The sequence below is a fragment of the Paenibacillus sp. EKM212P genome (genome assembly GCF_011066115.1).
In the GTDB taxonomy this organism is placed as follows: Bacteria; Bacillota; Bacilli; order Paenibacillales; family Paenibacillaceae; genus Paenibacillus; species Paenibacillus polymyxa_B.
On sequence record NZ_JAAMNR010000001.1, the window covers coordinates 780,051 to 805,928 of the forward strand.

At 45.6% G+C, this 25,878-nt stretch carries 24 protein-coding genes and 1 riboswitch; of the genes, 5 read left to right on the forward strand and 19 right to left on the reverse strand.

Translation table 11 applies throughout. The annotated features are described in order from the left end of the window. Positions 1–115: 115 nt before the first annotated feature. The 9 genes from glnA to G9G54_RS03705 form a co-directional block, all read right to left on the reverse strand. Entirely contained in the window at positions 116–1,540 is a 1,425-nt protein-coding gene (glnA, locus tag G9G54_RS03665; protein ID WP_071640069.1) for a type I glutamate--ammonia ligase, read from the reverse strand. 271 nt (positions 1,541–1,811) lie between these two features. Then, entirely contained in the window at positions 1,812–2,849 is a 1,038-nt protein-coding gene (gene aroF, locus G9G54_RS03670; RefSeq protein WP_013309435.1) for a 3-deoxy-7-phosphoheptulonate synthase, read from the reverse strand. A gap of 254 nt (positions 2,850–3,103) precedes the next feature. After that, positions 3,104–4,060: a 4-hydroxy-3-methylbut-2-enyl diphosphate reductase gene (locus G9G54_RS03675; protein WP_013309434.1), complete on the reverse strand. Its 957-nt coding sequence runs from the start codon at positions 4,058–4,060 to the stop codon at positions 3,104–3,106. 111 nt (positions 4,061–4,171) lie between these two features. Further along, positions 4,172–5,650, reverse strand: coding sequence for a sensor histidine kinase (locus tag G9G54_RS03680; RefSeq protein ID WP_165176135.1), 1,479 nt, complete (start codon positions 5,648–5,650; stop codon positions 4,172–4,174). 1 nt (position 5,651) lies between these two features. Next, positions 5,652–6,341, reverse strand: a complete 690-nt coding sequence (locus G9G54_RS03685; protein ID WP_013309432.1) for a response regulator transcription factor — start codon at positions 6,339–6,341, stop codon at positions 5,652–5,654. A gap of 151 nt (positions 6,342–6,492) precedes the next feature. Beyond that, positions 6,493–8,079: a S1C family serine protease gene (locus G9G54_RS03690; RefSeq protein WP_061829154.1), complete on the reverse strand. Its 1,587-nt coding sequence runs from the start codon at positions 8,077–8,079 to the stop codon at positions 6,493–6,495. Positions 8,080–8,274: 195 nt separating this feature from the next. Beyond that, positions 8,275–8,583 (reverse strand): hypothetical protein, encoded by a 309-nt coding sequence (locus tag G9G54_RS03695; RefSeq protein ID WP_069291489.1) that lies wholly within the window; start codon positions 8,581–8,583, stop codon positions 8,275–8,277. An 84-nt stretch (positions 8,584–8,667) separates the two neighbouring features. Next, complete coding sequence (locus G9G54_RS03700; protein ID WP_061829151.1) at positions 8,668–9,243, reverse strand: 3D domain-containing protein; 576 nt, start codon at positions 9,241–9,243, stop codon at positions 8,668–8,670. 61 nt (positions 9,244–9,304) lie between these two features. Further along, on the reverse strand, positions 9,305–10,186 hold the full coding sequence (locus G9G54_RS03705; protein WP_165176137.1) for a putative sporulation protein YtxC: 882 nt from the start codon (positions 10,184–10,186) through the stop codon (positions 9,305–9,307). Between the two features lie 240 nt (positions 10,187–10,426). Between G9G54_RS03705 and G9G54_RS03710 the strand changes: the two genes are divergently transcribed. The 4 genes from G9G54_RS03710 to G9G54_RS03725 all read left to right on the forward strand — a co-directional run bounded on the left by G9G54_RS03710 (position 10,427) and on the right by G9G54_RS03725 (position 13,702). Beyond that, on the forward strand, positions 10,427–10,822 hold the full coding sequence (locus G9G54_RS03710; protein ID WP_069291487.1) for a hypothetical protein: 396 nt from the start codon (positions 10,427–10,429) through the stop codon (positions 10,820–10,822). Between the two features lie 206 nt (positions 10,823–11,028). After that, positions 11,029–11,523 (forward strand): cation:proton antiporter regulatory subunit, encoded by a 495-nt coding sequence (locus G9G54_RS03715; protein WP_013309426.1) that lies wholly within the window; start codon positions 11,029–11,031, stop codon positions 11,521–11,523. Positions 11,524–11,527: 4 nt separating this feature from the next. Then, on the forward strand, positions 11,528–12,754 hold the full coding sequence (locus tag G9G54_RS03720) for a cation:proton antiporter (protein WP_023987794.1): 1,227 nt from the start codon (positions 11,528–11,530) through the stop codon (positions 12,752–12,754). Positions 12,755–12,838: 84 nt separating this feature from the next. Beyond that, positions 12,839–13,702 (forward strand): YitT family protein, encoded by an 864-nt coding sequence (locus tag G9G54_RS03725; RefSeq protein WP_165176725.1) that lies wholly within the window; start codon positions 12,839–12,841, stop codon positions 13,700–13,702. A 96-nt stretch (positions 13,703–13,798) separates the two neighbouring features. Here G9G54_RS03725 and mqnC read toward each other — a convergent pair whose 3' ends face one another. The 4 genes from mqnC to metA all read right to left on the reverse strand — a co-directional run bounded on the left by mqnC (position 13,799) and on the right by metA (position 18,776). Continuing rightward, the gene (gene mqnC, locus G9G54_RS03730) at positions 13,799–14,932 is read right to left on the reverse strand and encodes a cyclic dehypoxanthinyl futalosine synthase (protein WP_165176139.1); all 1,134 of its coding nucleotides are present in this window, start codon (positions 14,930–14,932) and stop codon (positions 13,799–13,801) included. A 441-nt stretch (positions 14,933–15,373) separates the two neighbouring features. Beyond that, positions 15,374–16,552, reverse strand: a complete 1,179-nt coding sequence (locus tag G9G54_RS03735; RefSeq protein ID WP_165176141.1) for an aminotransferase class I/II-fold pyridoxal phosphate-dependent enzyme — start codon at positions 16,550–16,552, stop codon at positions 15,374–15,376. Next, a complete protein-coding gene (locus tag G9G54_RS03740; protein ID WP_043882120.1) occupies positions 16,549–17,733 on the reverse strand; it encodes a PLP-dependent transferase in 1,185 nt (394 codons plus the stop codon). The genes G9G54_RS03735 and G9G54_RS03740 overlap by 4 nt, the downstream gene beginning before the upstream one ends. 125 nt (positions 17,734–17,858) lie before the next feature. Further along, complete coding sequence (gene metA, locus G9G54_RS03745; protein WP_061829145.1) at positions 17,859–18,776, reverse strand: homoserine O-acetyltransferase MetA; 918 nt, start codon at positions 18,774–18,776, stop codon at positions 17,859–17,861. A gap of 118 nt (positions 18,777–18,894) precedes the next feature. Next, positions 18,895–19,020, reverse strand: a riboswitch (SAM riboswitch). Positions 19,021–19,571: 551 nt separating this feature from the next. Here metA and corA point away from each other — a divergent pair. Then, the gene (gene corA / locus G9G54_RS03750) at positions 19,572–20,507 is read left to right on the forward strand and encodes a magnesium/cobalt transporter CorA (protein ID WP_023987788.1); all 936 of its coding nucleotides are present in this window, start codon (positions 19,572–19,574) and stop codon (positions 20,505–20,507) included. A gap of 161 nt (positions 20,508–20,668) precedes the next feature. On the opposite strand, the gene G9G54_RS03755 is transcribed toward corA, so the two are convergent. The 6 genes from G9G54_RS03755 to G9G54_RS03780 all read right to left on the reverse strand — a co-directional run bounded on the left by G9G54_RS03755 (position 20,669) and on the right by G9G54_RS03780 (position 25,867). Then, complete coding sequence (locus G9G54_RS03755) at positions 20,669–21,676, reverse strand: HRDC domain-containing protein (protein ID WP_165176143.1); 1,008 nt, start codon at positions 21,674–21,676, stop codon at positions 20,669–20,671. 167 nt (positions 21,677–21,843) lie between these two features. Beyond that, on the reverse strand, positions 21,844–22,722 hold the full coding sequence (locus G9G54_RS03760; RefSeq protein ID WP_165176145.1) for an ROK family protein: 879 nt from the start codon (positions 22,720–22,722) through the stop codon (positions 21,844–21,846). Positions 22,723–22,944: 222 nt separating this feature from the next. Further along, positions 22,945–23,841 carry a 5'-3' exonuclease gene (locus G9G54_RS03765; RefSeq protein WP_080710677.1) on the reverse strand — a complete coding sequence of 299 codons (897 nt, stop codon included), beginning with the start codon at positions 23,839–23,841 and terminating at the stop codon, positions 22,945–22,947. A 72-nt stretch (positions 23,842–23,913) separates the two neighbouring features. Beyond that, a complete protein-coding gene (locus G9G54_RS03770; RefSeq protein WP_069291482.1) occupies positions 23,914–24,279 on the reverse strand; it encodes an arsenate reductase family protein in 366 nt (121 codons plus the stop codon). Positions 24,280–24,322: 43 nt separating this feature from the next. After that, positions 24,323–25,282: an RluA family pseudouridine synthase gene (locus G9G54_RS03775; protein WP_165176727.1), complete on the reverse strand. Its 960-nt coding sequence runs from the start codon at positions 25,280–25,282 to the stop codon at positions 24,323–24,325. A gap of 21 nt (positions 25,283–25,303) precedes the next feature. Next, entirely contained in the window at positions 25,304–25,867 is a 564-nt protein-coding gene (locus G9G54_RS03780) for a cob(I)yrinic acid a,c-diamide adenosyltransferase (RefSeq protein ID WP_165176147.1), read from the reverse strand. Between the last annotated feature and the right edge of the window lie 11 nt (positions 25,868–25,878).

Below are 25,878 nucleotides of genomic sequence, written 5' to 3' on the forward strand. Positions count from 1 at the left end.
GATTTTCACTTTAATATTAAAAGGTCCCCAGCATAAGACCGGAGACCTATTTTGAATAACAACTGTTACCCGTAAGCTAATGCTTGTTATTCAAAGCAGCTAAGCTGTCGACTTATTAGCAGTCAAAATACAGGCTGTATTCGTGTGGATGAACACGGATGTTCACCGATTTAGCTTCAGAACGTTTGAACTCTACATAGTTATCAATAAAGTCCTTCGTAAATACGCCGCCCTCAGTCAAGAATTCGTAGTCAGCTTCCAGAGCGTCCAGAGCCTCATCCAATGAACCAGGTACGCTGCGGATTTTACCTTTTTCCGCGTCAGACAGTTCGTAGATGTTAGTGTCAAGTGGACCATAGCCCAATTCGATTGGATTCAATTTGCGTTTGATACCATCCAGACCCGCCATCAGCATCGCTGAGAAGGCAAGGTAAGGGTTAGCAGTGGAGTCTGGTGTACGGAACTCGATCCGACAGCCTTTTGGAGTAACAGCCGCTACTGGAATACGTACAGCCGCAGAACGGTTACCTTTGGAGAATACCAGGTTAACTGGTGCTTCGTAGCCAGGAACGAGACGTTTGAACGAGTTTGTGCTTGGATTTGTCAAAGCGATCAATGCAGGTGCATGGTACAGAATACCACCAATGTAATGAAGAGCCATTTCGCTCAGATTAGCATAAGCACCTTTTTCGTAGAACAAAGGAGTGTCGCCATCAAAAATGGATTGGTGAACGTGCATACCACTTCCGTTGTCTCCGAAAATTGGTTTCGGCATGAATGTTGCTACTTTACCATATTGACGAGCCGTGTTGTGTACAATGTATTTATAAACGAGCAGATTATCTGCTGTTTTCTTGAGTGTATCAAAACGGAAGTTGATTTCCGCTTGGCCTGCCGTAGCTACCTCATGGTGATGGCGCTCAATTCTCAGACCTGCTTCTTCAAGCAAACGGCACATTTCACTACGGATATCTTGTTGGGTGTCTACTGGCGCCACAGGTACATATCCGCCCTTCACTCCCACTTTAAAGCCCAGGTTGCCGCCTTCTTCCTTACGGTTCGTGTTCCAAGCTGCTTCCTCGGAATCTACGAAGAAGGAGGAGCTGTTCATGCCGCTTTCGTAGCGTACATCATCAAAGATGAAAAACTCGGACTCAGGTGCAAAAAATGCCGCTGTGCCGACTCCTGCGGATTGCAGAAATTCCTCAGCCTTTTTTGCAATGCCGCGAGGATCGCGGTCATATTTTTCGCCATCTGGCGTAGCAATGTCACACAGAATATTCAGTGTAGGATGCTGAGTGAAAGGGTCGATAAAAACCGCTTCTGGATCGGGCAGCATAACCATGTCAGATTCCTCGATCCCACGATAGCCGGGAATGGAAGAACCGTCGAAAGCAACACCGTTAACAAATGTTTCTGCATCTACTTCGGAAGCTGGCAATGAAATATGGTGAGCACGACCAGACAAATCTACAAAACGAAAATCTACCCACTCAATATTATTTTCCTGAATTGTTTTCAATACGTTTTCAACGGACATGTCTTCTTCCTCCCAATTTTTCCGAACATTAAGTCTTATACAACCCTGAAATGTTCATGATCGAATGTTTTTTTCTGTCGTCATTATAAATCTCAAACATGACACGGGTCAATAGCTATGTAAGGTATTTTTTAAACTAATGTTAGATATGCTTACGCCCTTGATAACATTTGAATAGCACAAAAAGCCCGAAACATCGGGCTTTTAGGCAATTTAAATCTCATTACTGCGTTGCAGCAAAACTTTTATGCATTAATGTTAAACATTGGTTTTAAGCAATGGTAGTAGGCGTGTGAAATGTTTTCCCCACAGCAGGAGCCAATATTTCCAAATCTTTCAGCAAATCTGAAAATTGATCTGGGAACAGGGATTGTACGCCGTCACCCGTCATCGAGTTGTCAGGGTCTGTATGCATCTCTATAATTAAACCATCCGCTCCGGCAGCTACCGAAGCCTTCGTCATAGGAACAACCAGTTCACGTCTACCTGTGCCATGGCTAGGATCGGAAATGACCGGCAAATGGCTCAACTGTTGCAACACAGGGATCGCGGACAAGTCGAGCGTATTTCTAGTGTAGGTTTCGAATGTACGGATACCGCGCTCACACAACATAACATTCGGATTGCCGCCTGCCAAGATGTACTCAGCAGCATTCAAGAACTCATCATAAGTCGAGCTGAAACCGCGCTTGAGCAATACTGGCTTGCCGCAAGTACCCAGCTTGCGCAGCAAATCAAAGTTTTGCATATTACGTGTACCTACTTGCAGAATATCGGCGTATTCCGCGCAGATGTCTACGTATTCAGGTGTCATGACCTCTGTGATGGTCAAGAGATCGTGCTTTTGCCCCGCCTCAGCCATCATGATTAAACCTTCTACACCCGTTCCTTGGAAGCTGTATGGCCCTGTACGCGGCTTAAAAGCACCCCCACGGAGAACTTGCGCGCCTGCAGCTTTGACCAATCCGGCAATTTCATCTATCTGTGCAGCAGACTCAACAGCACATGGTCCACCCATAATGACAAGCTCGCCCCCGCCGATATTTACACCTTTAATAGAGATAACCGTATTTTCCGGATGAAAATCACGGCTGGCCAATTTATAGGACTTCGATATTTTAACCACATTTTCTACGCCTTTCATTTGACGCAGATGTTCAGCCAGCTTGGGCTCTACGCTACCGATCAGTCCGATGATCGTGCGATCCGATCCCCTTGATACATGAGCCTGCAATCCTTCTTTCTCAATAACTTCAACAATAGCTTGAATATGCTCTTCAGGTGTTTGAACACCAGCGATAACGATCATTTTTTTCTTCCTCTCTATGAAACATATTTTATATAGGTTAATGTTATGACACTTAGACGCTTGTTCGCTTTTAAGCTTTTATTCGTTAAAGCAACTATACCTGTTTTAGCTATACTCGTCAAGGCTTAATTATCCCGATTTATTCAATATTTTAACTTAGTGAAGTTAACCGGAAAATATCTACAAATTAAAACAATTTAAAAAGCCGCTATCCGGATGGTTGTATCCGAATAACGGCTGTAATCAATCACATACTATTTCGTTGTTTTTGACTTCTCTCGTACAGGAGGCAGCAGTTTTTTCATATCTATGGTTCGCTGAATCTCCCACGTATCCGGGTTAGCCGCGTCATACTGCTCCAAATACGTAATAACCTCTTTGGTAATCAGTGTCGGGGTCGAAGCCCCAGAAGTCACAGCCACTTTGGCTACACCTTCAAGCCACTCTCTCTTCAGCTCGGTTACATCAGAAATACGATAAGCTGTTGTACCAGCAATCTCCTCCGAAACCTGAGCCAATCGGTTTGAATTGTTACTGCGCGGATCACCGACAACGATCACCAGATCCGCCTGCCCAGCCTGCTCAGCTACCGCTTCCTGACGTACCTGCGTCGCCAAACAGATTTCATTGTGTATCTCAGCACCCGGGAACTTCTCCAGCAGCTTTTTCATAATGTGCTTGATGTCCCATTGGCTCATGGTCGTCTGATTCGTGATAAGAATTTTGCCAGCTGGCAACGTAAGACTGTCGATCTCTTCTTCCTTTTCAATCAGATGAACATGATCAGGAGCAATACCGATAGCTCCTTCTGGCTCTGGATGATTCTTTTTGCCAATATAAACAATCTGATAGCCTTCGGCAGACTTCTCCCGAATCAGATCATGCGTCTTTGTGACGTCAGGGCAAGTCGCGTCTACCGTAGTCAGCCCCTTGTCTCGTGCCAGCTTGCGAACCTCTGGTGATACACCATGAGCAGTGAAGATAACAGTGCCGCTCTCTACCTGGCTTAAAATCTCCATACGGTTCGGGCCGTCCAGTGTAATAATCCCTTCGTCTTCAAAGGAATTGGTGACATGACTGTTATGCACAATCATGCCCAATATATAAATAGGCCGGGGTAAGTCCAGATTTCTGGCTGCCTGACGAGCCAATACCATGGCATCGACTACGCCGTAGCAGTAACCCCGGGGCGAAATTCTGAGTACTTCCAAAATGAGCCCCCGCTTTCTTCGACACAGTATACAGCTCCGATAACTCGGTAGCTGTGGGCATCCTAGCCTTTACCGGCCAATTCTATGATGTAGTTGCCTTCCTATTATAGCCTATTCCAAAGGCGCGGAAAAGCTAACCGGGAGCCAGATGACAAATGTCGTTCCTTCTCCTTGGCGCGTAACCACTTCCACAGACCCGTGATGTTCATCAATAATCCACTTGGCAATAGATAGCCCCAACCCAATTCCCTCTGTCACCCCGCGTGACTCATCTGCCCGGTAAAAGCGGTCAAAAATAAAGGGAACCTCACTCTTGTCCATTCCAATGCCCGTATCACTGATCCGTAGGCCCACCTGTCCTTGATAAACAATGGCATCAAATCGGACTGTGCCTTCAGGTGTGTATTTGAATGCATTATCAATGAAAATGAATAGCATTTGCTGCAAATAATCCTTGCTGCCATCCATATAAATACCATTCAGCAACGAAAAATCTCCCACATTCCATTCGGCCGTTCGCTCTAAAAACTGAGCACGACGGGCAACCTCACTTACAAGTGGTTCCAGCGCAACGGGAGTCTTATCGAACGTTTTCCCTGTGTCCGCTCTCGCGAGTGACAACATATCACTCACCAAACGGCTCATCCGTTTGCCTTCATCCGCCATGTCATTTAATGCCTCCATAGAAAGCTCGCGAATCATCTCTTCATCCATCTTCGGTCGCTCTCCTGGTTCGGTAGTCCACATTTTGAGCAAAAAATCAACGTTGCCACGGATCGTCGTTAGCGGCGTACGAAGCTCATGGGAAGCATCAGCCACAAAACGGCGCTGTGCACCGTACGCATCTTCCAGTTCCTTGTAAAACACCTCTGTGCGCCCCAGCATGTTGTTAACCGTCCCGATTAATTGACCAATTTCATCTGGTGGTCCGTCATATTCAATTCGAACACTCAAATCATTACTGGATTGAATCTGATTGGCCCCCTCAATGACCTTGACCAGCGGCTTCATAGACTTGCGAGCCAGAAAGAGACCTGAAGTCGCAGCAGCGAGTAATGCAAACAACGAGCCGTATACAAGCACATTTTGTAACCTGTTCATGAGTCGATCCTGAGAGCCCGTGAATTGTCCTACCTGTAGCAGCCCGACCACCAAGCCCAACTCCTCGGATTTGATCGGCTGTTGAATAATCATAAAGGAATCCCCATTTACGTTCACACGTCGAATTCCCTCATTTTGAACTGCTCCTGCCGCTGTAGATGGAACAGGGAAGGTGATATTGAGGTCTTTCATATTTTGGGTCGTTTTCGTTACACCAGACGTATAATTGTAAATTTGTACATAGAGCTGTGAGTCATCTATTCCACGTCCCTGCTCTAATCCCAAATCCAGGTTGGGGACTTCAAACAATCCCCCTTTTATAATAAGGCGTAATTGCTTGTTAATCTGTGGCGCCTGAGTCATAAGCTGACTTTTCACTTCATTATATGTGTAGTAATATACTAGTCCGTAAGTAACCAGACCAAAAATGACTAGTACTATAGCCAAGATGCTCGAATACCAGGCTGTCAGCCGCCACCGAATAGACATATTACACATCACCTCTTAAAATATAGCCAGCTCCCCGAATTGTACGAATGAGTCGTTTACCGCCATCCTGCTCCGTTTTTTGTCGTAGCATGGCAATATATACTTCCAGCACATTCGATTCTCCACTATAGTCATAGCCCCAAATTTTGTCCATAATCAGATCACGCGACAGAACACGCTTCGGGTTTTGCATGAACAAATGGAGCAGTTCAAATTCTTTGGCCGTCAGTTCCAAACGTTTGCCGCCACGAACCACTTCGCGGGATTCGTTATCCAGTTGTAAATCCTCGAAGGTAAGCCGATTTCCGTTATTGTCCTGTTGTTCGGTTTTACGCCGCAAAAGCGCTCGCACTCGCGCCAGCAGCTCCTCTAGAGCGAACGGCTTGACGAGATAATCATCGGCTCCCAGATCAAGTCCTTTGACCCGGTTCTCCACCTCATCCTTGGCTGTAAGCATCAGGACAGGTACCGTGCTTCCACCCTCCCGCATACGACGGCATACCTCAAAACCATCGACCTGCGGCATCATTACATCCAACACGACCACATCAGGCTCAGCTGTCAACATTTTATTTAATCCCTCTGCTCCATTGGCGGCTGTCAGCACTTCATAGCCTTCAAATGCCAGCCCTCTGCGCAGCATGGAAACAATTTTTTCATCGTCATCAATGATTAGAATAGTAGAACGCATACACGATCGAACTCCTTTATCTCTTCTTTTCCTTCTATTGTAGCAGGAGTAGACGCGTGTAGCATCTGGCTGCTTCTTCATACAGCAAAAACGGAAGGGATCTTCCTTCCGTTTCTTACGTGCACTTGTTCATTTTTGTAGAGTTATCATCTTATTGCTGAAGCGTCGAGCTAAAGTCATTTTTGTTGCCTATTTTCAGCTGAACATCTTTTTTCTGCCCAGCTCGTTCGATGTTAAGCGTCAGTGCTGTACCCACTTTTTGTTTTTGAATGAACTGAATCAGCTCTTGTGATGTGCTATAAGGCGTGCCATTCGCTCCGATAATCACATCGTAAGGACGCAGATCGGCCTGATAAGCTGGCGATTTGTATATAATATCCCGTACAACCGAGCCTTCGGTCAGAGATGTACCCAGTTCTTTGGCTACTTCAGGACTCAAATTTAACAGACTTGCACCAATGAAAGGTACAGGTTCTTTCGGGATAGGCTGGTTATTTTTCAGCTTATCGACGACTTCCAAAATCGTATTGGACGGAATCGCAAACCCGATTCCCTGTGCGTCTGCACTAACAGCTACGTTCATACCGATAACCTGCCCTTGCAGATTTAATAGCGGTCCGCCAGAGTTACCAGGGTTAATGGACGCATCCGTCTGAATGAGATGCTTGTATTGCGTCGGTTTTCCAGTCGATTCACTATTAATGGTGATCGTACGTTCTTTCGCACTTAGCACCCCGGCTGTTACCGAATGTTCAAAGCCTTCAGGGTTGCCGATTGCGACCATCCATTCGCCGACTTTAGCGTTATCGGAGTCACCCAAAGTTACTGTCGGAAAGTTGTTTTTGCCTTCAATTTTAAGTACCGCCAAATCAAGATCAGCATTTTTGCCCAAGACCTTGGCTTCGTAAGGCTTATTAGTTCCCTCTACTGTAACCTGAACCACACTCGCGCCTTCAACAACATGGTTGTTGGTTAGGACGTAACCCGATTTATCAAAAATAAAACCGGAACCAATACCAAGCGGAGTCAGCTGCCCGCTGTTGCTACCTTCATTTTCATTACTGTTACCGCTGCTGCCACTGTCACCATACTGATTACCGAAAAAGTATTGATACAGCGGGTCATTGTAATAAGGGCTGCTTTGTCTGCCACTGCTGCCACTGGTTTGTTTGGCAAGCGTTTCGATTTTAACGACTGCCGGCCCAGCCTTGGCCACAACAGATTGAACATCAGCGGTACCTGAAGGCATCACAGCCGGAACTGCGCTTGGAGTCGAGCTGGTGGTTCCTGAATTAGTCGTTTCTCCGCTTTCAGCTGCCGCCGAAGTCAACGCCGTCTCGGGTGTGAACATATTTGTTCGGTCAGCTGTATACATCAATACCGTAATGACCAGCATCCCGGCCAAAAAAGATAAGAATATTGTTTTCACCTGCGACTTGGGCTTATTCGGTTTGAACTGCCAGTTGCCGCCATTCCGACCCGAACCATCCTGTTGCTCAGGCATAGCCCGATGGTAAGAGGGAGGAAGAGGTCTCACTGCCTGCGGTGGCGTAATCTCAACATCCTTTTCCACCGGCTGCCCTTCCTTACGTTGTCCGTCCGATTGAACTGAAGAAAAAGGGCCGTAAGAATAATAATATGAGGAACCGTTCGAATCGTTTTGCCGAGTTGCGTTATCGGTATCAACCTGATCGTTGTCGTTCCGGCGTCCGGAGTTATTATTTTTAAATTCGTCCATTGTATATCTCCTCCCAAACCCTATGCTTCAAGGTGGTGTTGTTTAACTGACTTTATTTTGCACTTTAAACCTTAATTCCACCTTAAAAAAAATTAAAAAGGAGATAAAACCTTAGACCTATTGTACCTAATCACTTTCACTTAAAACGAAATGCCCCGGATATAATCCGGAGCATTATCGATTGTATATGCTTTTTTATTTCGTGTTAAAGTTTTCGTCGAACTTTTCGTTCGGTGTTTGAGCATTGTTTTGAATTTTGTTGCGACTGGAGTTTTGAACTTTTTGCGCTACTGCACCTGTACCGCCTTGATCTGTTGCAAATTCTTCATCATACTTCTCATTTGGTGTCTGGAAGTTGTCTTGAATTTTATTTTGTTCAGACTGCTTTACCTTTTGTGAAACGACACCTACCGTATTGTCTTGTGCAAATTCCGCTTTGAACTGATTTCCTGTGCTTGCCTTGAAGCCTTTGTTCGTGAAAGAACTTCCGCCTTGATTTGGCATAATTCTCAACCTCCCAGTATGTTTTGTGGGATAAGCTTATCCCGCAACATAGTATGTGATGTTGGAAAAAACAATATTCAAGGATTATATGGAAGCATCCAGTGTCGCACTCGGAATGGTTTTATGCGTTTCTATCGCTTTTTGGAGCGATTTTACCATCTTTTCCGTACATTTTCCGTTCCCTTTTTTTATAATTTGAACATCCACATCTTTCTTGCCCCATTCAGAATACACCTGCCGGGTTGTTTTAAAATACAAGTCAATTTTATTGCCCTTAATCGCAGAACCTGTATCTGCTACAATCCCGTATCCATAACCTGGAATGTACAATATGCTCCCCAAAGGAAACGTTTTGGGATCAGCCGCAATCGTAGACAGAGTGTTCTTGTCACGACGCACTTTTACACCGGAATACGTAATACCGTAGCCGGGATGACTTGGCCGTTTGCCAGTCGATTCATAGCCTGCTGTATATCCTGTTGCCGTGACCGTCATGGTCGTAATAACCTGCTCCTCGCGTGGAGCCAAAACAGGTGCGGACTGCCATTTTTTATGCTGGACCGGTTCTTTGTGACCGTAAACTTCATTGCCGGGCAATACCAGACAGGTTGCAATTAACACGGTTCCCAAAATCCGTTTCCATACCAACATGGATCTCATAAAAAACCTCCCCTTGAGGCAAAGGCTTTCCAGAAATCCATTGGTTTATACGAAAAGATTATTATTTTTGAACATCCTGACCTGGATAAAGTCTGCTCAGCTTCACTTTATCTTCAAAAATATGCAGGAGTGTCCGCACTATGGGGGTGTGCTCATCGTCTGTGTGCAATATAATGGAAGCAGGAGAAATCGAAATAAGGGTGCTTACGATTCGATCTTCGACCTCCATTTCTAGTTCAATGCCTGGCATCTCGACAATGATGTCATCTGCATCAGGAGTCGGTATGGGTACCATGGCACTATCCAGAATCGTAAAATTATGTCCGCCTTGGTGAAGTACGTGTACGAGCGGAACTTTGCTTTCCTGAAAAAAAACAAAATATTTAAGCAGCCCCATAAATTCTTCGTATTGCCGATCTGCCCAGAATTCTTCCATGGCATAGTCGACGATTTCTTCAAGCTCTTTTTTATACGCATGGAGCCTAAATTGAATCAGTCCTTCCAAATTGATCACATGAAGCTCCTTAAAATCCTTCTCCAGGAGAGTGGTCAGCTTACCATGACGCTTCAAACGGCCTCTCGGGCCATCATCGTTTAACAGTGAACGAATCATACTGCGAATTTGCTCCGTATCCTCTTTCTCCAGCAGCGAACAGGCTTTGGTGAGAATGAGATTGAGCATCCCCCACTCCTTGACTTCGATAATATAATCCGCTATTGCCGAAGACATGATGCTGTATACACAGGGGAGAAAGCTTTCAAACGCCGAATTGCTTTCTGTGCCCTTGCAGGTCCATGCCACTTTGTTGTCCAGCTGTCTGAAAGTGAATCGAAATCCGCGCCGTGACATATGTAGTCCCTTTGTTCTACTTTTGACCACTTCATAAAACCGGTTGGTTTCCTGATCTCCGTCTGTATTGGTCCACACTGTAAACAGTTCCATTGGCTCACTCCTTTCGATCACTGCTTTCAGTATATGGCGGCCTCTAAAGGGTTATACGAAGTGAACGACTGGAAACAGAAAGACATATCCAAAAGAGGATGATCAAGTTTCAAAAAGCTGGTTTGGCGTGTTATAAACAATTACTGTGATATAGGAAATAACGAAAGACGTTTGAATATTTAGGGTGGGGTATGTTAAGGTTATAGTAATATGAATTTTTCACAAGAGGGAGGAGATAAGATGTTAACGATGCTGAACATGCTGCGTACATTCATGATCGTCATATTGAGCCTCGTTCAGATTTTGTCCCTTCCTGTGACGTTTCATGCGGAAGACACCACTCAATCCCTCCAGTTTACTGCGGGATCTTCTGTCGTGCCTCATGCTGATGTTTCCTCGTTAGAAACAGATTCTCACGGTCTGGAACACCATTCCAAACCAGCTATACGCAAATCCTCCCCTTTACTTCATCTGGTGATCGCTGCGGCCAAATCACTTCCCTTTGTCATTTTGATAGCGCTTGTGCTGTTATTGAGCATCCCTAAACTACGTCTGCCTTTTATTCCTGTCATTTGCAAACTAAAGAAGCAATTATACTTGTTCCCCATCAAATTCACCTCTAGTTATGTGGCTTAACCTCCCTTTGCATGCAGATCACCACATTCGCATGTCTATTTGTTAATATTTCCCAATAGCTGTAATACGTAAGTGTATGTATCAGGTTTTTTACGTTAATTCATAAAATTTAATACAAAAAGAAAGTTTCCATGTCACTCCCAGAGTATGTGATTTATTTCCCATACCATTCATTTAAATAACGTATCGTACAGGAGGCTTTATAAATGGATATTCGAGAGTCTATTTTGCCAGGAATCGGGATTAAGTATCGAATAGATGCAGAGAGTGGCGACCGAATTGTCATTATTATTCATGATGATGGCAGGCGCGAGTTGTATCACTTTGATTACGAGGATCTGGAACAAAGTATTTCTATGACAACCCTGAATGATCAGGAAGCGCGATTGGTAGCCTCCATCATCGGGGGTATGACATATAAGCCCAAACAGCTTGAAAGTGTAGAAATGACGTTTGATGATTTTATTATCGAATGGTATAGAGTGGAATCCCACTATGCAAGTGTCGGCAAATCCATCGGTGAGCTGGATGTAAGGCAAAATTCGGGAGCCACTGTTATTGCCATTGTGGAGAAAAAAGGAATGAAATATGTAAATCCTGGTCCTGAAGTGATTATTAACGATGATGCCACTGTAGTCGTTGTTGGGGAACGCGATCAGCAAAAACGCTTTAAACAAATCCTTATGAACGGAAGCGGGTGATTGGATGGATCATCTGGTATTTGAGGTTGGATTGGCAATTGCTCTCATCGCTGCAGCTGGACTTATTTCCTCCAAACTGCGCTTCTCGGTCATCCCTTTTTATATCCTGATCGGAATGGCAGTTGGGCCGCATGCGATGGAGCTATGGCATTTTGATTTTCGCTTTATCGAAAGCGCCCCATTTATTGATTTTATGGGAAGAATCGGAGTGCTGTTTCTTCTCTTCTACTTGGGTCTCGAGTTCTCAGTAGGTCGGTTAATTAAATCAGGCCGTTCCATTGCCGTGGGCGGCACCATTTATATTGGCATCAATTTTACACTGGGGCTGGCTCTTGGCTTCCTGAGCGGCTTTCCTGTAGCAGAGACACTGGTTATCGCCGGAATTACAACAATATCATCCAGTGCTATTGCTGCGAAGGTGCTGGTAGATCTCAAGCGGACTGCCAATGCAGAAACAGAAATGATTTTGGGCATTATTATGTTCGAGGATGTTTTCCTCGCCGTATACATCTCCATCCTCTCCGGATTGGTTCTTAGTGATTCATCCTCGCTCGGGGGTGTGCTGCTATCAGCGCTAATCGCGCTTGGCTTTATGCTTGCAGTCATTATTATCGGCCGTAAGGCCGTCCCTCTGTTAAATCGGATTCTCCGTATTCGCTCCAATGAGGTATTCGGACTTGTTGTTTTTGGCTCTCTGTTTCTGGTGGCTGGTTTTTCGGAAACGATTCATGTGGCGGAAGCTATCGGCGCCCTGTTGGTCGGTCTGGTACTGGCCGAAACGGAACATGCCAAACGAATCGAGCATTTAATTGTTCCTTTCCGCGATTTCTTTGGTGCCCTGTTTTTCTTCAGCTTTGGACTATCCATCGATCCACTGTCCCTGGGAGGAAACGCGATATGGCTTGCGCTGGCAGCAGTCGTCCTCACGTTGTTTGGTAACATTTGGGCAGGAATGCTGGCTGGGCGTACGGCCTCCTTATCTCCCAAAGCGTCAGCAAATATCGGTCTGACCATTGTGGCACGGGGTGAATTTTCGATTATCATGGCCAACTTGGGCAAGGAAGGCGGTTTGCTTGATATTGTTCAACCCTTTGCAGCTATCTATGTACTCATACTGGCGATTCTTGGACCACTTCTGACAAAGCAGTCAAAACCTATCTTTAATATGTTAAACAAAATATTTAAGTTCAAGGACCCCCGCCTACGAAAGGAAGAAAGTAACTCGGCATAACTGCAAAAGCTGGATACGACAATCCATAGGAGGGAAGGCTATGCCGCACGCTGTAAAACATGCCGAAACTCTATGAGGCGGCTTATAAAGCCCACTTCAGGAGATGCGAGCAGGTTCCCTGTCTTTTATACGGTGATTGGTGGAATTACGGCATCCGTCGGTCTGGAATTGTTTTTACATCCGCATGATATGATCGCTGGAGGCGTCACGGGGATCTCCAGACTCATGTCGCTTTATACACAAGAGCATTTTGGGTTACTGCTATTCGTTTTGAACTTGCCACTCATGTTGCTGTATTCTCTGTCTACTCACAAACCCATGCTGCTTCGAGCACTACCCGGCTTGTTCGCCTTTTCGGGCTCAGCCATTATTCTTTCGCCTTTTCCGGCAGTGAGTGGCCATCCGGTCGTATGCGCTTTGGGCGGCGGAATCTGTATCGGTCTTGGCGCAGGGCTGGCAGCTCGTCATGGTGGTCTGCTCGATTCACTAGGACTTAACGAATCTGACGATGGCCGTCCATCCACATTGTTGCTAACACACCGTAAGATTCCATTAATACAGATTGTTATGCTGTGTAATGGTCTGCTGCTCATTACCGCCGGCTTTGTGCTAGGCTGGGAGCCAGCTCTCTATTCAGCCTTATCCTGCCTCGCCGCCTATGAAACGACCCGGCTGATGTTTACCGGTCTGACGCGTATGGTTTGTGTTGTCAGCAAGAAACAGCAAACCGTCGAGGATGCCATATATCGCAGGCTGCGTATACACAGCACACCTGTTGGAGGCTCTGCACAGATAGAGGGTAAGATTAAAAGCGAATCTGAGGATAAAAAAGAACAAATGGTCATCGTTTACAACGTTCAACTGTTGGATTTGCAGCGTTTTAAGGCAGTCATCCAAATGGCTGACCCGCAGGCTGAGATCATGTATATGAAACGATGGAAAACATAGCAAAGTAACACATCAAAAAACGCTTATCTACACTAATCCTTATACATAGATTAGTGATGGATAAGCGTTTTGTAATTAACAATATATTAACGGATATTAATTTTGCATGATAAAATCATGTTCAATACTGCTGGCACTGTCAAAAGTACGAATAATATCATAACGGGTATTGCGCTGTGCCGGAATGTGACCCGTCTCGCGGATCAACTGTAAAATGGATTCGATGTTTACCTTATACGTTGCGCCTGCAGCGGAAACTACGTTTTCCTCAATCATGGTGCTGCCAAAATCATCGCAACCGTAGTATAACGATTTTTTACCGATTTCAGGTCCCATAGTTACCCATGAGGATTGAATATGCTTAATGTTATCCAATACAAGACGACTGATCGCAACGGTCTTCAGATATTCTTCTGGCGTCTGTCGTTCCTTCTTCAGATTGGTGTTGTCTGGCTGGAAGGTCCAAGGAATAAAGGCCAAAAATCCTTCAGAATTATATTTGTTTTCAATGCATTCGTCCTGAGCATCACGAACACGCAACAAATGCAGCGCACGCTCCTCCATCAACTCGCCAAAGCCGATAACCATCGTAGCAGTTGTGTTCATCCCAACCTTGTGAGCCGTTTGCATGACATCCATCCAATCACGCCAAGAGCCTTTGAGACGGCTAATTTTGCGGCGTGTGCGGTCATCCAAAATTTCTCCGCCTCCGCCCGGAAGCGAATCCAATCCAGCTTCATGAATGGCTCGAATCGTGTCTTCCATGGATAGACCGGATTTTTCCTTCATTTTGTGAATTTCAGCTGGCGAGAAGGAGTGCATCGTAATATCGGGAAAACGCTCCTTAATAGCTTTCAGCAAATCCGTATAATAACTGAACGGCAGATTGGGATTTACACCGCCTTGCATTAGAATTTCGGTGCCACCTACCTCCTGCGTTTCCTTGATCTTCTGAAAGATCACCTCATCCGGCAAAACATAACCTTCATCGGAACCCGGTCTACGGTAAAAAGCGCAGAAGCGACAGTATACGTCACATACGTTCGTATAGTTAATATTTCGTCCGATGACGAAGGTTTTAATGGGATCGGGGTGCATGCGATTCATGACTTTATTCGCCGCGTGACCTATTTTTTCTACCTCGTCTGATTCGAACAAAGCAACGGTATCCTCTAAATTCAGGCGTTCGCCGCGTAGGGCTTTATCTACAATATGGTCGATTACACTCATGGTGTATCCTCCTTCGCTGTCACAGGGCGACGAAATGAACGACAGGACTTATGAACGAGAATGCTTTCACAAACCTGCGTTCGAACCCTGTCGTAATGTATGTTCATGACTGGCCTTGTATGTTGTCTGTGCTATTTAGCATAGTAAAACCTAATGATAATACTAACATATCTTTAGGTAAGGAACCATACTTATTCCCGCTTCTTTCTGCTTTTCACCTAGGAAAACAAGCAACTGCCAAGCTTATCTCAACATTGCGTATAGCCAAGAAATAACAAAACAAGATTGAAAGTACCTTTTTTCACACTGTCCTTCATGTCATTCTTATCATTCTTATAGAAAACAGCAAGCCTCCTGAAATACTGGAAACTTGCTGTTTAGTGCTGTACATATTTGCTCCCGGCGTGAAAACGACAAAGATGCTGCGGATGTGCTAACGCTCTAGCGCAGCGCCTCATCCAGATCACTGATCAGGTCGTCAATATCCTCCAAACCTACGGAGAAACGAAGTAGTCCGTCCGTAATCCCGCGCTCCAATCGTACACTATGGGGCATAGCCGCATGTGACATCATCGCCGGATACGACAAGATGCTTTCCACAGCTCCCAGGCTCACCGCTACAATTGGAATACGTACGCGACTGAGGACTTCTTTTGCACGCTCACCAGAACCCACATCAAACGATATCACTGCACCATAACCGCTGGATTGACGCTCATGAACTTCACGCCCTGGATGATTTTCCAGACCCGGGTAGTATACTGCCTCAATGTCGTTACGCTCGTTCAGCCAGTTAGCGAGCTTGGCTGCACTCTTTTCGCTGTGAGCCATACGAGCCTCCAGTGTCTTCATACCGCGCATGAGCAACCATGACTCCTGCGGAGCCAGCACGGTACCCAGTCCATTTTGGAGCTGCTTGATTTGTCTCCCGAGCGATTCGGTACGTGCTACCGCAAGTCCTGCCAGCACATCGCTGTGTCCGCCCAGAAACTTGGTCGCACTGTGCAATACAATATCGACTCCCTGCTCAATCGGACGTTGATAATAAGGTGTCATAAAAGTATTATCCAATAACGTTAAAAGTCCGTTGTCCTGTGCCCAAGAGGTTATTCCTGCTACATCGGTAATTTTGAGTGTCGGATTGGACGGGGTTTCCATATATACAGCCCTTGTATTCTCCTGCAACGCCTCTTTCACAAGGTTGAGGTCCGTCATGTCGACGAAGGTCGTTTCGATATTCATCCGTTTCAAAATGGAGGTCAACAATCGATATGTTCCCCCATATACGTCCTCGGAAACAATGACATGATCTCCAGCGGATAAGAGCATAAATGTAGTGGAGATGGCCGCCATACCTGACGCAAAGGCAAAGCCGCACGCCCCGCCTTCTAATAAAGCGATATAATCCTCCAAAGCTTGTCGTGTCGGATTACCTGAACGGCTATAGTCATGCTGGGGAGGATTAAAAATATCATGATGGTGAAAGGTAGAAGCTTGATAGATCGGGACGCTCGAGGCCCCCGTAACGCTGTCAATTTCAGAACCAAAATGCAGCAGCTTGGTAGCGAACTTCCGTTCTTTGTTCAAATCCTGCCCGATCCTCCTCGCATCCTCTATCATTGCAGCTCTCCTCCTTCTACTTCTTGACGTGCCGCTTCCAACGCCGAACGCAAATCTTCAATGAGGTCGTCTGTATGCTCAATGCCTACGGAGAAACGCAATAGCCTGTCATCTACCCCGACAGCATCCCGAATTTCTGCTGGTATGTCCGCATGTGTCTGCACCGCGGGATAGGTCATTAGCGACTCAACACCGCCGAGACTTTCCGCAAACGCAATGAGCTTAATGTGACGAAGCAAAGGTTCCACATAACGAGCATCCTTTACTTTAAAGGAGAAGATACCTGTATTTCCGCTGGATTGTTTATTTTGAATCTCACGACCTGGGTGGCCTTCGAGAGCTGGATAGAATACTTCTGCCACCGCCGGATGCGTCAGTAAATAGTTAGACAGCACTGTTGCATTATGCTCATGTCGGTCCATACGCAGCGCTAACGTCTTCATCCCCTTCATCAACTGATAGCAGTCACTCGGGGAAAGCACGGCCCCTATGGAATTGTGCAGAAAGGAAATTTCAGCTGATAGCTCTTTGCCTTTGGTTACGATTAACCCTGCCAGCACATCGTTGTGTCCGCCCAAATACTTGGTTGCGCTATGTACCACAATATCCGCGCCGAGTTCCAATGGCCGCTGGAAGTATGGTGTTAGCAGCGTATTATCTACAATGGTAAGCAACTGATGTTGTGATGCCCATTCAGCCACCGCTCGAATATCAGTAATCATCATTAACGGATTTGTAGGTGTTTCTATGAATACAGCTTTGGTATTCGGTCGACATGACTGTTCGAGTGCTTCAAGATCGTTCGTATCCACATAACTGGCTGTTACACCAAATTTAGATAAAATACGCTCCAGCAAACGATATGTCCCGCCATACAGATCCAGCGATACTATGAGATGATCTCCCTGTCCAAACAATGCAAATACCGTTTGCAGCGCCGCCATACCTGAGCTACATGCAAAGCCTGCATCACCAGATTCAAGTGCAGCAGAAGCCTCTTCCAGTACCTTTCGCGTGGGATTGATCGTCCGAATATAATCAAATCCTGTGCTTTGACCCAGACGGGGATGGCGGAACGCCGTAGATTGGTAAATCGGGTAATTAACAGCCCCGGTTACTGGCTCCTCTACTGAACCGATTTGTGCCAATCTACTTTCGATTTTCCACTGTTTCTCACTCATATGAATCCTCCTGTTAACTTCCATAGTGGGTGCTATAACCAATCCTGCAAAAATGGATGTCAAAGACTATACTGCTGCGCTACTGCAAGGTGGTACTGTACAAGGGTAAACTACAAGCCCCTTTTTTAAATCTGGGGCCCGATATCGTAAGGTGTCTCTTGGTATACATAATAGTTCAGCCAATTCGAGAATAATAAATTGGCATGCGCCCGCCAGATTGAGGGCGGTGTGCGCTCAGGATCATCATTAGGAAAATAATTTTTGGGAACTTCAATATCCATTCCTTTGGCCACATCGCGGTCGTATTCCCATTTCAATGAAAGCGGGTCATATTCAGAATGCCCAGTTACAAAAATTTGTTTACCGTCAAGCGTGGCTACAAGGTACACTCCAGCTTCCTCGGATTCGGATAAAACTTCTAATTCGGCGATATGATCAATATCTTCCCGCCGAACCTCCGTATGTCTGGAGTGAGGGGCATAAAACAGTTCATCAAAGCCGCGTAGCAATTTTACTTTAGGTTTAATCACGGTGTGTGGAAATACGCCAAAGCATTTGTAGTCGAGCCCGTATTTCGGGACATTGAAATGATGGTATAAACCTGCCTGTGAGGCCCAACAAATGTGCATGGTCGAAGTTACATTCGTTTTCGTCCACTCAAAGATTTGCCGGATCTCCTCCCAGTAGTTCACATCCTCAAACTCAAGCTGTTCAACCGGAGCTCCTGTAATGACCATGCCGTCAAAACGACTGTTCTTGATCTCGTCAAACGTTTTATAGAACATATTCAAATATTCTTGCGATGTATTTTTGGATACATGAGACTTCATGTGCACCAGCGTGACGTCCACTTGCAGCGGCGTATTGCCGACCAGGCGCAATAGTTGGGTTTCCGTTGTTTCCTTCGTAGGCATCAAATTCAAAATGGCGATGCGCAACGGACGAATGTCCTGATGATAAGCCAGGCTTTCATCCATTACGAAAATATTTTCGCCCTCCAGCACTTCCTTGGCAGGTAGCGTGTCTGGGATTTTAATCGGCATGTAAACTCACTCCTTGTTCGGTAAGTTTTGCGAAAATCGTCTTGTTGAGATGCCGGGCATATAATAAAAAGACCTTTCTCTGGTTAGAGAAAGGTCATATTTGTATCCATATGCGCCTCTCTCATCTGTCAGGGCAACGCTCTTTGTACAAAGCGCGCGTCCTGCAAGAATTAGCACCGTGCGATTAAAATCGCCGGTTGCCGGGTATCATCGGGCTAGTCCCTCCACCTGCTCTTGATAAGATTTCGCTATATTCATTTTGGGTTCACAAAGTTCTTGTTGTTCACTTTAATGCATCGGCTGGGCTTCGTCAAGATGGGACTTGTAAATTTGTGCCCTGCAATCACATTTTGTCTACCTTTTCCATAGGTTAAATCATATCCCTCCTTTCGTTGAAGCTCTTGCCACTACTGTTGATTTAGCCCATGATTTTGCGCTTGAAAGGCCGTAGGCCGAGCGTTATACTATACAAGTGCTATTAGGCAAAAATATGGAGCAGTAGTGCAGATTTGAGTGTTTCCTGCGATACTGTGGCAATCTAAAAAAGAACATTTGAGAGGTGAATCCGGAATGGAAGGCGACCCGAGTCCGAGTAGGCGGCGATCCCTGAACAACAGCATAGGAATGACTTCAGCTTGCCGAAAGACGGGACGCCAGGCTCTGCATGCTCCAAAAGTCTCCGGCTTTTGATGAGAATGCACGCTTACCCGCACCGGCTAACTGGCTAACTGAGTTCATTCCTTATGCTTAAGGTAAACGTATTTCCGTTACGACGGAGCATAAGGAGTGACATATATGAAAATCCGTTTGGTCAACAACGGGGTTTTTACCCCTGTCGAAGAAATTGAAATGGCGCTTACTGCACCGGCAGAAGGTTTTTATTGGATTGATGCCGATGTCGATGATTTGGCAGTGCTACAACCTTTATTTTCCATGCATGATCTTGCAGTAGAAGACTGTTTGAGTGAAGAAGAACAACGTCCGAAGATCGAAATTTATGAAAGCCATTATTTTATCGTTGTAAATAGCATTCGTTTTGATGATGAAGAAATATTTTTGCGAGCTTTGAACATTTTTCTCGGCCGCCATTTTATCATTACGGTGACCAAGCAGAAAATCAATGAGCTTCGTACCCTCAAGCCTATGCTGTGGGAGCAAGAAGTCAGCCAGCCTGACCGTTTTATGTATCTGTTGGTCGACTTGATTGTTGACAACTATTTTCTGGTTGGTGACCGGATTGAGGTCCGCATTGAAAAGCTGGAAGAAGATATTCTAATGCATACGAAAAAGTCGCATTTGAACGAAATCATCGGCTTACGCAGTGAGATTCTGTGGCTGAAAAAGGTGCTGGGGCCGCAAAAGGAAGTCATCAATACCCTGAACAAACGGGATTTGCGACTCATCGACGATCAATTGCAAAAATATTTCAGCGACATTTATGAAAATGCTGTGAAAATTTCGGAGACTTTTGAAACTTACCGCGATTTGATGGGTAACCTTCGAGAAGCTTATCAATCCAGTATCGCCAATCGTGCCAATGAAATTATGCGTGTGTTTACGGCAATAACGACCGTATTTATGCCATTGACGGTCATTACCGGAATATATGGGATGAACTTCGATAATATGCCTGAACTTCATACACGTTATGGCTATTTTGTCGTCATTGGTATTATGGTGGCACTAGGTGTCAGTATGTTCTGTATTTTCCGCAAGAAAGACTGGGTTTAAAAAGAAAAGGGGAAAAAGTACGGAGTTGGATACCTATTTCGATTTTCAAGCTTGATCATAAAAAGCAGCAGCCGTGTCCTATGAGGAACTGGCTGCTGCTTTTTAGTATGTTGGACCCTGAATGTACTTTAATACTTTAGCTTTATCCAATCAGTTCTATATTATCCAACATGTCGGTCGGGTACCTGCTGATTGCGAAACCGTATACGGATCAGACGCAGACGCTCATAAATTTGATCCAATCCTGTTTCTGTCGCCTTTTCTTCCCCATACACTTTCAGCATGACGGGCTTGAGCAGCGTATCCCCCAACTCTTCATAAGCAGACCAGATGGCTGCCTGCTCCTCCTCAGATACATTCACCAATTCCTTGCGAATCAGCTTCTCCATATTAATGCCATCCCTGTCCAAATGCTCCACAGCTTCAATCATTTCTCTACGATGCAAACCTGTCTTCATCCCGATATGCTCCAGTGAAAGACCGTCCGAAATGCCTTCGATAATCGTTCTAGTTAGGCTGAACTTATTCAGCTCCTGCCTGTATTGGTTCTCTTTTTGCTTGTATAGCCATGACAAAAAAACTTCTTCTTCCAGCGTCTCTGTTACCCAGTTCAACGGAAATGGCGTGGTCCGGTCATTTTGTGTCGTAATAGCCAATAGCTCCGTCCCATATTGCGACACCTTACCCTGCCCCATACCAGGCAGCTCCAACAATTCTTCTTCGGTATGGGGAAGATAGACGCTAATGAGTCGAAGCAGCCGATTCGTAGCGATAAAATAAGGCGCTTTTCGTTCCGTTGCTGCTTTTTGCCGTCTCCACATTGTCAACTGCTCATACACTTCATCACGTGGAAACAAATCACTGTAGCAATACAGCTTTTGCAGCGTTTGTCCTCGTCCTGATGATCCTTCTTGCTCATGAAATACGCCATGGATTAAGGGCCTGTAGCCCTCAGCCATTTTGAGCGCTAGCTCATGACGGTATACATGCAGTAATTCCTGCCACAAGCTGCCCTCATACCAAAGGTCGTCTATACTTTCATCCGGGACATGTTGTGTGCTCCAGCCTGCACTCCATCCCCCTTCATGCTGCCCAATCCATACCTGAGCAAAGTCCTCATAGCCCTGTTCATTCCGTTTGGACAAGCGATTTAAAAATACAATCTCCATGATTTCTTCCTCCCTCATTATCATTGTAAAGACAGTCCCGCACAACACAAAAACGCAAAAAAAGCACCTATCCTGCGTATTCGCAAGAAAGGTGCTTCCCTTTTTGAGCCGTACTATGCTGTTGCCTATATAATAACCGTACCTTGGAGTGCCGTCAACCATAAATTCTAATGATTCAGCTTTTCCTTTGCCAATGCCAGAGCACCGCACAATCCAGCATTGTCACCCAATCCCGGAGATACGATATATTGCTCAATATCTGTTGTCAGACTCGAATGCTGTACGTATCCGTTCAAAAGCTCTTGAAGCTTGGTACGAATGAGCGGGAACAATTGGTTTTGCTTCATCACTCCCCCGCCCATAATAATTTTTTGCGGTGACAGGATTAATACATAGCTCATTAAAGCCTGTGCCAAATAGTACGCTTCCATTTCCCAGGCTGGGTGGTCGACAGAAAGCTCATGTCCTTTAACCTTCCATCTTTTTTCGAGCGCAGGACCTGCTGCCAGTCCCTCCAAACAATCTCCGTGATAAGGACATGTCCCCTCGTAAGTATCTTCTGGGTGACGACGTACCAGAATATGTCCCATTTCCGGGTGGGATAATCCATGTATCAGCTTTCCACCAACCAAAGCACCCGCCCCGATGCCTGTACCTATCGTAATATACAGACAGTTGTCCAATCCTTTGGCGGCACCCCAAATAGACTCACCAAGTGCTGCTCCATTCACATCCGTGTCAAACCCCATAGGCACGTCAAAATGCTGTTTCAGTTTGCCAATTAAATTGTAATTTCCCCAATGTGGCTTTGGCGTTGTTGTAATATAGCCATATGTATCACTGCCTTCGATTGGATCAATCGGCCCGAACGAGCCTACACCCAATGCTTCAATGCCCTTGCCTTCAAAAAATGCGATGACATTCTCCATTGTTTCTGCTGGGGTGGTCGTTGGAAAGCTTGCTCTTTCCAGTACCTCCCCATGTTCGTTGCCAATTCCACATACAAATTTGGTACCGCCTGCCTCAATTGCTCCCAATACTGTCATAGTTGCTGTTGTCCCCTTTCAATAATCCGGTTCTCTCTCCACTATATTCACCTGAAATGTGCCCGAGGTCAATCCCCTTATCGCAATTGTATATAATCCTTCACATGACTATACAACTCCCTTGACATAACGGTATAAAAATAAGGACACTAACGCACCTAGCGTCAGCATCCCTATAAACTTACTTCACTTAAATTGTCCGTATCAAGCCTAACAGCTTCATTATGATCCGGTTGCGACACCCATCAATGTACACAAGCTTTTCATTTCAAGCTGCTCAAACTTGTCTACAATTTGCACGTGATCCAGCGTCAGCAGACAGCTATCCAAAGCACATGCTACAGGTACACCGCAGTGAATTTCAGCAAGCTTGCGTGAAAGATGCAGCATATCCAAATCACTCTCAATTTTTTTACGGACCGAGGGTGTTAATTGATCCAAATTCTCCAGGATGCCTTCAATAGAGTCGTATTCCTGCACCAGCTTGAGTGCCGTTTTCTCACCAATACCTCGTACTCCTGGATAATTATCGCTTGCATCCCCCATCAGGCCTTTAAGGTCCACCACTTGGCGTGGTTTAAGCCCTTTTTCAGTCAGCAGGGTCTCCGGGGTGTATACCATATAATTGCCGTGCCCTTTTTTCATAATAATGACCCGTGTCCGATCATCCACTAATTGAAGTAAATCATGATCTCCCGAGAGAATCATTACATCCATGTCCTCATTTTGCGAATAATGGCGTGCAAGCGTACCGATACAATCATCGGCTTCAAAACCTTCCGCTCCAATGTTGGGAATGCCGAGGCTGTCCGTCACTTCCCGAATCAATGTAAATTGGGGAATCAAATCATCTGGTGCGTCGGCACGGTTTCCCTTATACGCAGCAAAATGTTCCCCACGAAATGTCGTTCCGCCCATATCCCAGCAGCAAATGACGTGTGTAGGATTAAACGTTTGGACTGCATCCCAAAAATATCGAATAAAACCATATATGGCGTTCGTTGGCACTCCAGCTTTTGTACGACGGATATAACCGTTTGCGGCGGTTGCATAATAAGCGCGAAATAGCAGGGCCATGCCGTCAACCAGCATTACGGATTGTTCATTGCGTTGTGTCACAGATTGTATTGCTCCCATTCATCATAATATTTAACCCCCACAGTATAACATATCGTGGGGGTTAATTGGGCGTTATTGAGCTCCCCATGTGCCCTCAAATGTTTCCTCTTTGAATCCTACCGTTACTTTGTTACCGTCGGTTACAATCGGGCGTTTGATTAATCTTCCATTCGAGGATAAAAGCGAAATTTGCTCTTCACGGCTCATGTCTCCAAGCTTATCTTTCAGCTTTAACTCTTTGTACACCTCACCGCTTGTATTGAAAAACTTTTTCAGCTCCAGCCCGCTTTTGCGAATCAAGTCTTCCAATTCCTCCGGGCCGGGCGGTTGTTCAAAAATAGGAATAAGTTCCGTCTCATGTCCCTTGTTTTGCAGCCATTTCACTGCATTACGACAGGTACTGCATTTAGAATACTGATATACTTTCAGTTGGCTCATCGCTAGATTAACCTCCATTTGGTTTTCATCGCTTATTTATATTTTATTCTGAAAGATATTGCGCTCTTAATAGCTCCTGCATTTCAGCCATATCGTCAGGTAGAGGAGCATAGAACGTCAGCCGCTCCCTGGTAACAGGATGCTCCAAGGATAGCTCTGAGGCATGCAGAGCCTGTCGAGGCATCTTGGCATCAAGCTGATCATATCGCTCACGTTGCGCAGCATCATCAGGTGTAATCCGATACATTTTATCTCCGATCAACGGACAACCGATATAAGTCATATGCACTCGAATTTGGTGCGTACGCCCGGATTCCAACTTTAGCCCAATACGACTTCCCCCGTTCCACACTTCCTCCAGCTTATACAGCGTAAGGGCAGGATAACCATCCGGGGTCACCATACGTAAATGCGGATCATCCGGGTTGCGGTCAATCGGTCCGTCTACCTTTCCTATCTGCAGCTCAGGGTGCCCATGCACCAGAGCCGTATAGCGCTTATCCACCGTTCCCGCAATCATCTGCTCAGAAATATGCTGGTGTACATACGGATTTTTGGCTACTACCAGCACACCCGTCGTCTCTTGATCAAGACGATGAACAGGACGAAACCGGAACAGTTCTCCCTTGGCCTGCCAATAATGCACAACCCCATTAGCCAGCGTTCCTGTGTAATGACCGTGAGTCGGATGGACAATCATGCCCGCCGCCTTGTTCACCACTAACAGATGTTCATCCTCAAACAATATCTCAAAAGGAATGGGTTCAGGTAAAATATCATCAGAACGCTCGCGCTCCATGCGAATTTCTACTCGATCCCCGGACTTTACCTTTACGCTGATGTACACACGTGTCCCGTTCAGCATAATACCTTGCTCGGTCAGCTTGAGTTTGGATATTAACTTTCGAGAAATGTTCATACGTTTTTGTAAAATAGTCTTCAACAGCATGCCCTCCTCCTCAGGAGGGATCGTATATACGATAGGTTCATAATACAAGCTCATCACAAATTCCCGGTTGCCTCCTTATTTGCGGAACACTTTTTTGCTGCGCACATATTCGACATCGGGCACACCCTGACGGACATTCGCTGTACGAGCAACGGCAAAGAAATAATCAGAAAGGCGGTTCAAATACCGACGTACCGCCGGATTAACATCCGTATGTTTACCTAGTGTAACAGCACGGCGTTCCGCGCGTCGGCAAACTGTACGGCAAACATGAAGCGTTGAGGATAATGTGCTACCACCCGGTATAATAAAACGCTCCACCTTCGGATTTTCCTCCTGACATGCATCAATCCAGCCTTCCAGACGCTCTGCCAGCTCGTCTTTCACCTTATATTTGCTTTCACTAATTTTAACAAACGCCAAATCCGAACCACAATCAAACAGCTCCTGCTGTATTTCTTCCAATTGAGTCCGAATATCCGTAAACTCTTCCCCTTCGGCAAAGCTGATCGCTTGTCCTACAAAGCTGTTCAGCTCGTCAATTGTACCGTATGCCTCCACACGATCATCATCTTTGGACACTCGACCGCCGATCACAGAAGTTTGTCCTTCATCACCTGTTCTAGTATATATGCCCATTTCATTCCATC

Bases quoted from the DNA above. Each gene is read 5' to 3' on its own strand.
- glnA (WP_071640069.1), bottom strand. From the start codon at position 1,540: ATGTCCGTTGAAAACGTATTGAAAACAATTCAGGAAAATAATATTGAG.
- aroF (WP_013309435.1), bottom strand. From the start codon at position 2,849: ATGATCGTTATCGCTGGTGTTCAAACACCTGAAGAGCATATTCAAGCT.
- G9G54_RS03680 (WP_165176135.1), bottom strand. From the start codon at position 5,650: ATGTCTATTCGGTGGCGGCTGACAGCCTGGTATTCGAGCATCTTGGCT.
- G9G54_RS03685 (WP_013309432.1), bottom strand. From the start codon at position 6,341: ATGCGTTCTACTATTCTAATCATTGATGACGATGAAAAAATTGTTTCC.
- G9G54_RS03690 (WP_061829154.1), bottom strand. From the start codon at position 8,079: ATGGACGAATTTAAAAATAATAACTCCGGACGCCGGAACGACAACGAT.
- G9G54_RS03695 (WP_069291489.1), bottom strand. From the start codon at position 8,583: ATGCCAAATCAAGGCGGAAGTTCTTTCACGAACAAAGGCTTCAAGGCA.
- G9G54_RS03700 (WP_061829151.1), bottom strand. From the start codon at position 9,243: ATGAGATCCATGTTGGTATGGAAACGGATTTTGGGAACCGTGTTAATT.
- G9G54_RS03705 (WP_165176137.1), bottom strand. From the start codon at position 10,186: ATGGAACTGTTTACAGTGTGGACCAATACAGACGGAGATCAGGAAACC.
- G9G54_RS03710 (WP_069291487.1), top strand. From the start codon at position 10,427: ATGTTAACGATGCTGAACATGCTGCGTACATTCATGATCGTCATATTG.
- G9G54_RS03715 (WP_013309426.1), top strand. From the start codon at position 11,029: ATGGATATTCGAGAGTCTATTTTGCCAGGAATCGGGATTAAGTATCGA.
- G9G54_RS03720 (WP_023987794.1), top strand. From the start codon at position 11,528: ATGGATCATCTGGTATTTGAGGTTGGATTGGCAATTGCTCTCATCGCT.
- mqnC (WP_165176139.1), bottom strand. From the start codon at position 14,932: ATGAGTGTAATCGACCATATTGTAGATAAAGCCCTACGCGGCGAACGC.
- G9G54_RS03735 (WP_165176141.1), bottom strand. From the start codon at position 16,552: ATGATAGAGGATGCGAGGAGGATCGGGCAGGATTTGAACAAAGAACGG.
- G9G54_RS03740 (WP_043882120.1), bottom strand. From the start codon at position 17,733: ATGAGTGAGAAACAGTGGAAAATCGAAAGTAGATTGGCACAAATCGGT.
- metA (WP_061829145.1), bottom strand. From the start codon at position 18,776: ATGCCGATTAAAATCCCAGACACGCTACCTGCCAAGGAAGTGCTGGAG.
- corA (WP_023987788.1), top strand. From the start codon at position 19,572: ATGAAAATCCGTTTGGTCAACAACGGGGTTTTTACCCCTGTCGAAGAA.
- G9G54_RS03755 (WP_165176143.1), bottom strand. From the start codon at position 21,676: ATGGAGATTGTATTTTTAAATCGCTTGTCCAAACGGAATGAACAGGGC.
- G9G54_RS03760 (WP_165176145.1), bottom strand. From the start codon at position 22,722: ATGACAGTATTGGGAGCAATTGAGGCAGGCGGTACCAAATTTGTATGT.
- G9G54_RS03770 (WP_069291482.1), bottom strand. From the start codon at position 24,279: ATGAGCCAACTGAAAGTATATCAGTATTCTAAATGCAGTACCTGTCGT.
- G9G54_RS03775 (WP_165176727.1), bottom strand. From the start codon at position 25,282: ATGAGCTTGTATTATGAACCTATCGTATATACGATCCCTCCTGAGGAG.
- G9G54_RS03780 (WP_165176147.1), bottom strand. From the start codon at position 25,867: ATGGGCATATATACTAGAACAGGTGATGAAGGACAAACTTCTGTGATC.